1 protein-coding gene (running past one end of the window) is annotated in these 13,678 nt (G+C 73.5%); it reads left to right on the forward strand.

Translation table 11 applies throughout. The features are described 5' to 3' along the window. On the forward strand, positions 1-13,678 hold the 5' portion of the coding sequence (locus tag PYS65_RS07110) for a non-ribosomal peptide synthase/polyketide synthase (RefSeq protein ID WP_279332942.1). Its footprint extends 7,934 nt past the window's final position; the window shows 13,678 of its 21,612 coding nt (coding positions 1-13,678); it begins with the start codon at positions 1-3; the stop codon falls past the right edge of the window.

The raw sequence follows: 13,678 nt of genomic DNA on the forward strand, positions 1-13,678 counted from the left end.
ATGCTCGCTGGTGACGGAGTACCGCTTACGTCCGCGCAGTCGGGAATCTGGTTCGCCCAGCAACTCGACGCGTCGAATCCGATCTACAACGCCGGCGAATACCTGGAAATTCACGGGTCCGTCGACGTCGCGGTGTTCGAGGCGGCGCTGCGGCAGGTCGTGGCCGAGGCGGAGAACCTGCGCGTCACCTTCGTCGAGACGCCCGAGGGGCCCCGCCAGTACGTCCACCCGGACCCCGAGTGGCAACTGCGGATCATCGACGTGAGCCACGAGGCCGACCCGCGGGCGGCCGCCGAGGCATGGATGCGCGCGGACCTGGCGCAGCCTCAGGACCCTTCGGTCGGACCGCTGTTCCTCTTCGTCCTCTTCCGGGCCGCCGACGACCGCTGGTTCTGGCTGCACCGGTACCACCACCTGCTCGTCGACGGGTTCACCGTGGCGCTCGTCGCCCAGCGCGTCGCCGAGGTCTACACAGTCCTGCTGGACGGCGGGACGAGCGACAACCCCTTCGGCGCCCTGGACAGCCTCGTCGGCATGGACACCGCCTACCGTTCCTCCGACGCCTTCGACGCCGACCGCGCGTGGTGGGCGGAGAAACTGGCCGGCCGGCCCGAACCCGTGAGCCTCTCCGCCAAGGAACCCACGGCCGCCCGCGGTCTGCTGCGCCGCACCGAGTACCTGGACGCCGGGGCGACCGAGCGGCTCCGCGACGCGGCCCGCGACGCCGGGGTGCCCTGGCCCTGCATGATGACGACCGCCGTCTCGGTCTATCTGCACCGGCTCACCGGCGCGGAGGAGATCGTGCTCGGCCTCCCCGTCACCACCCGGCTGGGGAAGGCCGCACGCGGCGTGCCCGGCATGGTCTCCAACGTGCTGCCGCTGCGGATTCCGGTGGGGCCGGCCGACACGCTCCCCCGGCTGCTGGCACAGGTCTCCCGCGAGATGCGCGGCGCCATGAAGCATCAGCGCTACCGCTACGAGGACCTGCGCCGCGACCTCCAGCTCCTCGGCAACGACGAGCGGCTGACCGGGCCCCAGGTCAACATCATGATGTTCGACTACGCCCTCACCTTCGGGGAGCACCGGGCCACGGTCCACAACCTCTGCATCGGCCCCGCCGACGACCTGTCGGTCATCGTCTACGACCGCACCGACGGCCAGGGTCTGCAGATCGACTTCGACGCGAACCCGGAGCTCTACTCCGAGTGCGAACTCGCATCCCACCTGCGGCGCTTCGTCGAATTCCTGGCTGAACTGGCCGATGCCCCGGCCGACCGGGGCATCGGCGCCCTCGACGTGGCCACCACCGCGGAGCGCGACGTCGTCCTGGCTGCCGGTGCCGGTGCGGTGGTGGACCGGGCCGGTACGGACGGACCGTCACTGGCGGAGCTGTTCGAGGACCGCGCCGCCGGCACACCGGACGCCACCGCCCTGGTCTGCGGCGACCGAACGGTCTCCTACCGCGAGCTGAACGCCTCGGCGAACCGGCTGGCACGCCGGCTGGTCGCCACCGGCGCCGGACCCGGCCGGTTCGTCGGCCTCGCCCTGCCCAGATCCGTCGAACTCGTCACCGCCCTGCTCGCCGTCATCAAATCCGGCGCCGCCTACGTCCCCATGGACCCCGACTACCCCGCCGACCGCCTCGCGCACATGGTCGCCGACTCCTCCCCCGCCCTCGTCGTCACCGCCTCCGGCGTGGACCTGTCGGGCGTCGACTGCGGTGACGCGGCCCTCCTCGTCCTGGACGACCCGCACGTACCGGCGGACCTGACCGACCTGGCCGACGACGACCTCACCGACACCGAACGCGGCGGCCTGCTCTGCCCCGGCTCCGCCGCCTACGTCATCTACACCTCCGGCTCCACCGGCCGCCCCAAGGGCGTCGTCGTCCCCCACGGCAACGTGGTGCGGCTGTTCTCGGCGACCGACCACTGGTTCGGCTTCGGACCCGACGACGTGTGGACCCTCTTCCACAGCTACGCCTTCGACTTCTCCGTCTGGGAGATCTGGGGCCCCCTGCTGCACGGCGGCCGCCTCGTCGTCGTCCCCTTCGAGGTCTCCCGCTCCCCGGAGGACTTCCTGGAACTGCTGGCCGACCAGAAGGTCACCGTCCTCAACCAGACCCCCTCCGCCTTCTACCAGCTGATGCGGGCCGAGGGCGAACGCCCGGACCTGGCCGCCCGGTTGACCCTGCGCTACGTCGTCTTCGGCGGCGAGGCCCTCGACCTGTGGCGACTGGAGGAGTGGTACGGCCGCCACCGCGAGGACGCCCCCCGCCTGGTCAACATGTACGGCATCACCGAGACCACCGTCCACGTCACCCACCGCGCCCTGGACCAGCTGACCGCCAAGTCCGCCCCGGGCAGTCTCATCGGCCGGCCCATCCCCGACCTCGGGGTACGCGTGCTGGACTCCGCCCTCCGGCCCGCCGCACCGGGCGTCGTCGGTGAGATGTACGTGGCCGGCGCGGGCCTGGCCGACGGCTACCTCGGCCGCCATGCCCTGACCGCCGAGCGCTTCGTCGCCGACCCGTACGGCCCGCCCGGCACCCGCATGTACCGCACCGGCGACCTGGCACGCTGGGACGACGACGGCGAGCTGGAATACATCGGCCGCGCCGACCAGCAGGTCAAGATCCGCGGCTTCCGCATCGAACTCGGCGAGATCGAGGCCTGCCTCCAGGCCCACCACGACGTCGTCCAGGCGGCCGTCGTCGTACGGGAGGACCGGCCCGGCGACAAGAGACTGGTGGGCTACGCGGTCATGGCCGACGGCCGGGACTGCGATCAGGCCGCGCTCCGGAACCACCTGGCCGTGCTGCTCCCCGACTACATGGTGCCCGCCGCGTTCGTCGCGCTCGACGTCCTGCCGCTGACCTCCAACGGCAAGCTCGACCGCAAGGCGCTGCCCGCCCCCGCGGTGGCCACCGGTACCGCCGGCCGTGCCCCCGTCACCCGGACGGAGGAGACACTCTGCGCCGTCTTCGCCGAGGCGCTGGGTGTGCCCGCCGTCGGACCGGACGACAACTTCTTCGACCTGGGCGGCGACTCCATCGTCTCCCTCCAGCTGATCACCCTCGCACGCCGTGCCGGACTGCGGCTGACCACCCGCGACATCTTCAAGCACCGCACCCCGGCGGCCCTGGCGGCCGTCGCGGCCACCGCCCCGGCGGCCGCCGGAACGGTGCGGGACGAGCCCGTCGGCCCGCTCGTCGCCACCCCGGTCGTCCACTGGCTCGCGGGCCGCGGCGGCACCATGGACCGGTACCACCAGGCCACCCTTGTCCAGGTCCCCGCCGGTCTGCGGCAGGAACACCTCACCGCGGCCCTGCGGGCACTGCTGGAGCGTCACGACGCCCTCCGGATGCGTGCCCTCGCCGCCGGAGACGGTGGCTGGACCCTCGAGGTGGCACCGGCCGGCACGGTCGAGGCCCGGGACACCCTGCGGCGCGTCGGCATCCCGGACACGGCCGCAGGCCTCCCGCCGGAGCTGCTCGACGAGCGGACCCGCGCCGCCGTCGCCGAACTCGCCCCGCACGACGGGGTGATGCTGCGGGCCGTGTGGTTCGACGCCGGGGACGAGGCTCCCGGACGGCTGCTGCTGGTCGCCCACCACCTCGTGGTCGACGGTGTCTCCTGGCACATCCTGCTGTCCGACCTCGCGGAGGCCTGGCAGGCCGCCGCCGCCGGACGCGCCCCCGCGCTCCCTCCGTACGGAACCTCCTTCCGGACCTGGGCCCGTGAGCTCCGGCAACTGGCCCACCGTCCCGAGCGGGTGGCCGAGGCCGAACTGTGGCAGCACATCGCCTCCGGGCCGGACCCGCTGCTGGGCAGCCGTGCCGTGGACCCGGCGCGGGACACGGCGGCGACGGTGCGGTCGCTCTCGGTGTCGCTGCCGGCGGAAGAGACGTCGGCGCTGCTGGGTGAGGTGGCGCGGGTGTTCCGTGCCCGGGCGAACGAGGTGCTGCTGGCGGCGTTGGCGCTGGCGGTGCCGAGGTGGCGCCGGGCGCGTGGTGTGGACACCAGCGAGGTGTTGCTGGAGGTGGAGGGGCACGGCCGGGAGGACGTGCTGGAGGGCGTGGACGTGTCGCGGACGGTGGGCTGGTTCACCAGTCTGTTCCCGGTGCGTCTGGACGCCCGCGGGGAGGACCCCGGGGACGCGTTGAGACGCGTCAAGGAACAGCTCAGGGCGGTGCCGGACAACGGGATCGGCTACGGCCTGCTGCGTCATCTGCATCCGGTGGCGGGGGCCGGGCTCGCCGCCTTGCCGGTTCCGCAGATCGGCTTCAACTACCTCGGCCGCATCGGTGTTTCACCGGGCGGCGACTGGGCCCCGGTGGCCGGGGAGCGCGCGCTGACGGGCGCCGACGACCCGTCGATGTCCGTCGCCCACACCGTCGACCTCAACGCGTACACCCAGGAGACCGCCGAGGGCCCGCGGCTCACCGCCGTGTGGAACTGGGCCGGCGGTGTGCTCACCGAGGCGGAGGTGAGCGCTCTGGCCGACCTGTGGTTCACGGCCCTGCGGGAACTCGTGGCCGCGTCCTCGCAGCCCGGAGCGGGCGGCTTCACCCCCTCGGACGTGCCGCTGGTACGGCTCACCCAGGACCAGATCCGGAGCATCGAGGCCGCGCACCCGGCGACCGCCGACATCCTCCCGGTGACGCCGCTCCAGCAGGGACTGCTCTTCCACACCCTGTTCGACGAGGGCGGACCGGACGTCTACACCGTCCAGTTCTTCTACGACCTGGAGGGCCGGCTGGACGCCGCCGCCCTGCGGGGCGCGGCCGAGGAGATGCTGCGCCGTCACCCCGGTCTGCGCGCGGCCTTCCGGCTGGACGGACTGGACCACGCCGTCCAGGTGATCCCCGAGTCGGTGGAACTGCCCTGGGCGGACAAGGACCTGCGCCACCTCGACGCGACCGAGCAGCAGACGGTCCTGGACCGGATGCTGCACGAGGACCGCAACAGCCGCTTCGACCTGGCGGCCCCTCCGCTGATGCGCTTCCTGCTGGTCGCGCTCGCCGACGACCGGCACCGGCTGGTCTTCACCCACCATCACGTCCTGCTCGACGGCTGGTCCATGCCGCTGTTCGTCCGGGAACTCCTCGACCTCTACGCGGGCCGGACCCCGGACCGCACCCCGCCCTACCGGGACTACCTCGGCTGGCTGGGCGAACAGGACGCGCCGGCCACCGCGGGCGTCTGGCGCGAGGCGCTCCACGGGGTCGAGGAGCCCACCCTCCTCGCCCCCGCGGCCACCGACCGGCAGCCGGTCACCCCCGACCAGCTGCTGGCCGACCTGCCCGCCGATCTGACCGCGCGGCTCCTGGGCGCCGCACGCGAGCACGGCCTCACTCTCAACACCCTGCTCCAGGGCGCCTGGGCCGTGGTGCTGGGGCGTCTCACCGGACGCGACGACGTCGTCTTCGGAGGGACGGTCTCCGGCCGGCCGCCGCAGGTTCCCGGCGTGGAGTCGATGATCGGCCTGTTCATCAACACCCTTCCGGTGCGGGTCCGGATCGTGCCCGGGGAGAGCGCCGTCGCGTTCCTGACCCGGCTGCAGGACGAGCAGAGCCGGCTGATGGAGCACCAGCACCTCGGCCTCGCCGACGCCCAGCGGATCGCCGGGATCGGCGAGCTCTTCGACACCATCACCGTGCTGGAGAACTACCCGCTGGACCCGGCACGGCTGAGGGTGCCCGGCCTCGCCGTCACCGCCATCGACGGCCGGGACGCCACGCACTACCCGCTGAGCCTCGCCGTGATGCCCGGCGAGCGGCTGCACCTGCGCATCAACTACCGGCCCGACCTGTTCGACGCCGATGCCGTCCGGCACCTGGTGGGCCGCCTCCAGGCGGTCCTGGAGTTCTGGGCGGACCGTCCGCAGGAGCCGGTGGGCCGGATCGACGTCCTCCCCGCCGCCGAGTACGAACATGTGGTCCGCGGGGTCAACAGCACCGCGCGGAACGTCCCGTACGACACCTTCCCGCAGCTGTTCTCCGCGCGGGTCGCCGCCGCCCCCGACGCCCCGGCCGTGCTCTTCGGCGACCGCGTGCTGACCTACGCGGAGTTGGACGAGCGCACCGACCGGCTCGCGGGCGTGCTGGCCGGCCGGGGCATCGGCCCCGAACAGATCGTGGCCGTCGCGGTGCCGCGCTCGGCGGAGCTCGTCGTGTCCGTGCTCGCCGTCCTCAAGGCAGGTGCCGCGTACCTGCCGGTCGACCTCGACTATCCGGCCGAGCGCGTCGCCTACATGCTGGAGGACTCCCGCCCCGCGCTGGTCATCACCACGTCGGCGGCGGCGGACACGATCCCCGGTGACGTACCGCGGTTCCTCGTGGACCGCCCGGACGACCTCGCCGGGCCCCTCGCGCCCGTCGTCCCGGCGGACGTCACGAGCCCCGCGTACGTGATCTACACCTCCGGCTCCACCGGCCGCCCGAAGGGCGTGGTGGTCACCCACTCCGGCGCGGCGAGCCTGATCGCCGCCCAGACCGAGCGCTTCGACGTCGGACCGGGCAGCCGGGTGCTGCAGTTCGCCTCGCCGTCGTTCGACGCCGCCTTCTGGGAGCTGACGATGGCGCTCCTGTCGGGGGCCGCCCTGGTCGTGGGCACCGCGGAGGAGGTCACCCCCGGCCCGGCCCTGGCGGCGTTCGCCGCCCGGCACCGGGTCACCCACGCGACGCTGCCACCGGTGGTCCTCGGAGCCGCGTCCCCCGGCGACTTCTCCTCGGTCTCGACACTGGTCGTCGCGGGGGAGGCCACCGCCGGCGAGATGGTCGACCGCTGGTCGTCCGGCCGCCGGATGGTCAACGCCTACGGCCCCACCGAGACCACGGTCTGCGCGACGATGAGCGCCCCCCTCAACGGCGGCGGACTGCCGCCCATCGGCGGCCCCGTCGTCAACGCCCAGGTGTACGTCCTGGACGCCAACCTGCGACCGGTGCCGCCCGGTGTCGCGGGCGAGCTGTACATCGCCGGCGCCGGTCTCGCCCGCGGGTACCTGGGCCGCCCGGACCTGACGGCCGACCGCTTCGTGGCCGACCCGTTCGGTGGGGCAGGCACCCGGATGTACCGCTCGGGCGACGTCGTGCGCTGGAACCACGACGACCAGCTCGAGTTCCTGGGCCGGGTCGACCACCAGGTCAAGGTGCGCGGTTTCCGGATCGAGCTGGGCGAGATCGAGTCCGTGCTCACCGCCCTGCCGCAGGTCGCCCAGGCCGTCGTCGTGGTGCGCGAGGAGTCCTCCGGCCCCCGCCGGCTGGTGGGCTACGCGGTGCCCGCCGAGGGCGCCGCGGCCGACCCGGCGGAGCTCCGCTCCGCGGTCGCCCGCGAACTCCCCGACCACATGGTGCCCTCCGCCGTCGTCGTGCTCGACGCGCTGCCGCTGACCCCGAACGGCAAACTGGACCGCAAGGCCCTGCCCGCCCCCGGGACACCCGCCGACACCGGCCGCGCCGCCGCGACGGAGCGGGAGAGCATCCTGTGCGAACTGTTCGCCCAGGTGCTCGGCCTGCCCGCGGTGGGTCCCGAGAGGAGCTTCTTCGATCTGGGCGGCGACTCCATCGTCTCCATCCAGCTCGTCTCCCGGGCCCGTGCCCGCGGCCTCGTCATCACACCGCGCGAGGTCTTCGTCCACCGCACCGCCGCCGCCCTGGCGGTCGTCGCCCGCGCCACCGAGGGGGATTCACCGGAGGACACCGAGCAGGAGAACGCGGACGACGGCCTCGGCCCGCTGCCGCTCACCCCGATCATGCACTGGCTGCGCACCAGGCCCGGCACTGTCGACGCCTTCAGCCAGTCCGTGCTGGTGCGCACCCCCGCCGGTGCGACGGAACAGAACCTCGCCGCCGTCCTGCAGGCCGTACTCGACCGGCACGACATGCTGCGGGTGCGGCTGACCCGCCGCGGACCGCTCTGGGGCCTGGAAGTGGCCGACCGCGGCAGCGTCACGGCCGCGTCCGTGCTCTCCCGCGTCCCCGCGGACGGTACGTGGAACGAGGCGTTCGGGACGCTCGTCGCCGAGCAGGCGGCGCAGAGCCGGGCCGCACTGGCGCCCGAGGACGGTGTCGTGCTCCGGGCCGTGTGGTTCGACGCCGGACCGGACACGGCGGGCCGGCTGCTGCTGACCGTGCACCACCTGGCCGTCGACGGTGTGTCCTGGCGAATCCTGCTGCCCGACCTGTCGGCCGCCTGGGACGCCGTCCGCGCGCAGCGCACCCCGCGTCTCCCCGCCGTCGGTACTCCTTACCGCCGCTGGGCCGAGCAGCTCACCGCCCTCGCCCAGGAACCGGAGCGGCTCGACGAGCTCGGCTTCTGGACCGACATGCTCGCCGTGCCCGACGCGCCGCTCGGCGACCGGCCGCTCGATGCCCGCCGGGACACCGTCGCCACCGCCCGCAGTCTCTCGTCGACCCTCCCGTCACAGACCACGGCACCGCTGCTCACCAGCGTGCCCGCCGACTTCCGCACCGGTGTGAGCGAGGTCCTGCTCGCCGGGCTCGCCCTCGCCGTCACCGAGTGGCGGCGCCGCCGCGGCCATGACACGGCCGCCGGAGTGCTGATCGACCTGGAGGGCCACGGCCGCGACGAATCGCTGACCGGTGCGGACCTCTCCCGTACCGTCGGCTGGTTCACCAGCCTGCATCCCGTACGCCTGGACGCGGACAGTCGGCAGGACCCCGCCGAGACCGTCAAGCGGGTCAAGGAACGGCTGCTGGCCGTCCCCGGCGGCGGCATCGGCCACGGGCTGCTGTCCCACCTCAACCCCCAGACGGCGATGCTGCTGCACGGCCTGGCAGCCCCGCAGATCGGCTTCAACTACCTGGGCCGCTTCGGCTCCCCGGACGACAGTGCCTGGGCCCCGGCGGACGAGGCGGGCACGATCGGCGGCGGCGCCGACGACGACATGGCCATGCCCCACGTCGTGGAGATCAACGCCGTCACCCAGGACGGTCCCGACGGGCCGCGCCTCGTGGCCACCTGGACCTGGGCCGGCGAGATCCTGGAGGAGCCCGAGGTCCGCGAACTGGCCGGGCTGTGGTTCGAGTCGCTGCAGCGGCTCGCCACCCCGGCCGGCCCGACCGGTCCGGTCGGCGGCCTCACCCCCTCCGACCTGCCGCTCGTCTCCCTGGAACAGCACCACATCGACATGCTGGAGGCCGACCGGCCCGGCCTCGCGGACGTCCTGCCGCTGGCCCCGCTCCAGGAGGGCCTGCTCTTCCACAGCCTGCTGGACGACAGTGCTCCGGACGTCTACAACGTCCAGCTCCACATGGACCTTTCCGGTCCCCTGGACGTCACGGCGCTGCGCTCCGCGGCCGCCGGGCTCCTGGCCCGGCACCCCAACCTGCGGGCCTGCTTCCGCGAGGACGGGCTGCCGCACGCCGTGCAGCTCGTGCCGAACGCCGTGGACCTGCCCTGGGCCGACATCGACCTCGTCCACCTCGACGAAGCCGAGCGCGCCGGCGAGCTCGACCGGGTGATGGAGACGGACCGGACCGCCCGGTTCGACGTGACGACCGCACCGCTGATCCGCTTCACCCTGGTCCGGCTGGCCGCCGACCGCCACCGGCTCCTTCTCACCAACCACCACATCCTGCTCGACGGCTGGTCGATGCCCCTCCTGCTCGAGGAGCTGTTCACGCTCTACGAGACCCGTGGGGACGCTTCGGCGCTGTCCCCTGCCCCGGCTTTCGCCGACTACCTGACGTGGCGCGCCGGTCTGGACGACGAGCCGGCGAGGCATGCCTGGCACACCGCGCTGGACGGGCTGGAGGAGCCCACCCTGCTCGTGCCGGAGTCCTCCGACGCCTCCGTGGCGCCCGGCCGGGTCTCCCGGTGGCTCTCCGAGGAGTCCACCACCGAGCTGACCGCCCTCGCCCGTAGGCACGGCTTCACCCTCAACACCCTGGTCCAGGGCGCGTGGGCGCTGACGCTCGCCGGGCTCACCGGACGCCAGGACGTGGTGTTCGGCGCGACGGTCTCCGGCCGTCCCCCGGAGGTTCCGGGTATCGAGTCGATGGCCGGCCTCTTCATCAACACACTGCCCGTCAGGGTCCGGCTGCGGCATGACGAGACCGTCGCGGAGCTGCTCGCCCGTCTGCAGGCGGAGCAACTGGACCTGATGGACCACCAGTACCTCGGCCTGTCCGAGATCCAGCGCATCGCCGGTCGCGGCGAACTCTTCGACACGCTGGCGGTGCTGGAGAACTACCCCCTGGACCCGGAGAAGCTGCGGGCCCCCGGGGCGCTGGACGTCACCCACATCGACGGCCGCGACGCCACCCACTATCCGGTGACGTTCGTCGTCCTGCCGGGCGACCGGCTGGAATTCCGCCTCAACCACCGGCCGGAGCTGCTGCCGGCCGACCGGGCCGAGGCCATGGCCGACCGGCTGGCGGACCTGCTGGCCCGCATCACCGCCGAACCGGACCTCCTGGTCGGCCGGCTGGATCACGTCACCGAGGCGGAGCGTGAGCGCGTCCTCCACACGTGGAACGGCGCACGCCTCGCGATCGAGCCCCGGACGTTCCCGGCGTTGTTCGAGGCGCAGGCGGCCCGCACCCCGCACGCCCCGGCGGTCGTCTCCGACGACGGCACGCTGTCCTACGCGCAGCTGAACGCACGGGCCAACCGGCTCGCCCACCACCTCATCGACCGGGGCGTGGGCCCCGAGCGGATCGTCGCCCTGCTGCTGCCCCGCTCGGTGGACATCGTCGTGGCCCGGCTGGCGGTGATGAAGGCCGGCGGCGCCTACCTGCCGGTCGACCCGGACTACCCCGCCGACCGCATCGCCTACATGCTCGACGACGCCGACCCCGTCCTGGTCATCACCACCGGCCACGAGGCCGACCGGATACCCGGGTCGACGACCGCCGGCCACGTGCTCCTGGACCGCCTCGACCTGGCCGCCGAACCGGCCACCGACCCGGCGGACACCGACCGGCCGGCACCGCTGACCGTGGCCCACCCGGCCTACGTCATCTACACCTCCGGCTCCACCGGCCGCCCCAAGGGCGTCGTGGTCTGCCACCAGGGCCTGGCGGCCTTCGCCACCATGCTGGCCCATCGGTGCGCCGTCGCCCCGCACAGCCGGGTGCTGCAGTTCTCCTCGCCCAGCTTCGACGCCTCGGTCCTCGAACTGTGCATGAGCCTGCCCTGGGGCGCCGCCCTGGTGGTCCCGCCGCCCGGCCCGCTGGCCGACGAGGCCCTGGGCCGGGTCCTGGCGGAGCACGCCATCACCCACGCACTGATCCCGCCGGCCGCCCTGGCCACCGTCCCGGCCACGGACCTGCCGGACTTCACCACCCTGCTCGTGGGCGGCGACGCCACCGACGCCACCCTGGTCGACCGCTGGGCCCCCGGCCGCCGCATGATCAACGCCTACGGACCCACCGAATCCACCGTCGTCGCCACGATCAGCGAACCACTGGTCGCGGGTGCCGGCACAGCGCCTCCCATCGGTACTCCGATCGACGACACCCGGGTGTACGTGCTGGACGCGGCGCTGCGGCCGGTCGCCCCGGGGGTGGCGGGAGAGCTCTACCTCGCCGGCGAGCAACTGGCCCGCGGCTACCTCGGGCGCGCGGCGCTGACCGCGGAACGGTTCACCGCCTGCCCCTACGGCGACGCGGGCAGCCGCATGTACCGCACCGGCGACCTGGTCCGCTGGGGCTCCGACGGAGCCCTGGAGTACCTGGGCCGCGCCGACGACCAGGTCAAACTGCGCGGCTTCCGCATCGAACTCGGCGAGATCGAGACCGCGCTCACAGCCTGCGCGGGGGTCGGCCGGTCCGTCGTGCTGGTCCGCGAGGACCGCCCCGGCGACAAGCGGCTCGTCGCCTACACCGTCCCCGACACCACCCCCGCACCGGACGCCGGTGCACTGCGTGCCGCGCTGGCCGCCACACTCCCCGCCCACATGGTGCCGTCGGCCTTCGTCACCCTCGACGCCCTGCCGCTCACCCCCAACGGCAAGCTGGACCGCAAGGCCCTGCCCGCCCCCGAGCACACCGCCGCCGGCACCGGCCGCGCTCCGCGCACCCCGCGCGAGGAGGTGCTCTGCGCCCTGTTCGCCGACACTCTCGGCGTGCCGGAGGTCGGCCCCGACGACAGCTTCTTCGAGCTGGGCGGGCATTCGCTGCTCGCCACCCGTCTCACCGGCCGCATCCGGGTGGCGCTGGGCACCGAACTCCAGGTGCGCGCGCTGTTCGAGACCCCGACCCCGGCCGGTCTCGCCGCCCGGCTGGACGGCGAGACCGCAGTGGCCCGGCGGGCGCTCCGCCTCATGCCCCGGCCCGAGGAGGTGCCGCTCTCGTACGCGCAGCAGCGGCTGTGGTTCCTCGGTCGCTTCGAGGGCCCGGGTGCGACCTACAACATCCCGCTGGCCCTGCGGCTCACCGGCTCGGTGGACCCCGCCGCGCTGGCCGCGGCCCTGCACGACGTGGTCGGCCGCCACGAGCCGCTGCGCACCGTCTTCCCCGACATCGACGGCGTGCCGCACCAGCGTGTTCTCGACGCGTGCGACGCACGGCCCGAGTGGGCCGTCGTCGACGTGGACGCGGACGGGCCCGGCCTGGACGCGCTCCTCGCCGAACAGGTGAAGCGCGGTTTCGACCTCTCGACCGACCTGCCGCTGCGGGCGACGCTGTTCCGGCTCGGCGAGCAGGAGCACGTGCTGCTCCTCGTGCTGCACCACATCGCCGCCGACGGTTCCTCGCTGACCCCGTTGGCGCGTGACCTGTCGGCCGCCTACACGGCACGGTGCCGCGGCGAGGCGCCGGCCTGGAACGAGCTGCCGGTGCAGTACGCGGACTACGCGCTGTGGCAGCGGGAGGTCCTGGGCAGCGAGAGCGACCCGGACAGTGTGGTCTCCGGCCAGCTGGAGTTCTGGCGCCAGACACTGGCCGGTGTGCCCGAGGAGCTGTCCCTGCCGGTGGACCGGCCCCGTCCGGCGCACTCCTCCTACCGCGGCGACGTGGTCCCCTTCGCCCTGGACGCCGAGGTGCACGCGGGACTGGCCGCGCTGGCACGGGAGTCCGGCGCCAGCCTGTTCATGGTCCTGCAGGCCGCCGTCACCGTCTGGCTGGGCAAGCTCGGCGCCGGCACCGACGTGCCGCTGGGCACCCCCGTCGCCGGACGCACCGACAGCGCCCTGGACGACCTCGTCGGCTTCTTCGTCAACACCCTGGTACTGCGCACCGACGCCTCCGGCGACCCGACGTTCCGGGAGCTGCTGGACCGGGTCCGGGAGACCGACCTGGAGGCCTACGCCCACCAGGACGTCCCCTTCGAGCGCCTCGTCGACCTGGTCAGCCCCGAGCGCTCCCTGGCCCGCCATCCCCTCTTCCAGGTCATGCTCACCCTGGACAACGACGCGTACGGCCGCCTGCTCCTGGGCGACGTCGACGCGGAGATCCTGCCGTTGGGCACCGGAGCGGCCAAGTTCGACCTCGCGCTCAGCTTCGGTGAGCGGTCGGCCGGGGCCGGTTCCCCGGCCGGGCTGGACGGGTTCGTCGACTTCGCCGTGGACCTGTTCGACCGGACCACCGTGGAGACGTTCCTCGGCCGGCTGGAGCGGGTGCTCCGCGCGGTCGTGGCCGACCCCGACACCCCCATCAGCACCGTGGACGTCCTGTCCACCGCCGAGCGCACCGACATCCTGACCACCTGGA

The sequence above is a fragment of the Streptomyces cathayae genome, from assembly GCF_029760955.1.
Classification (GTDB): Bacteria; Actinomycetota; Actinomycetes; order Streptomycetales; family Streptomycetaceae; genus Streptomyces; species Streptomyces cathayae.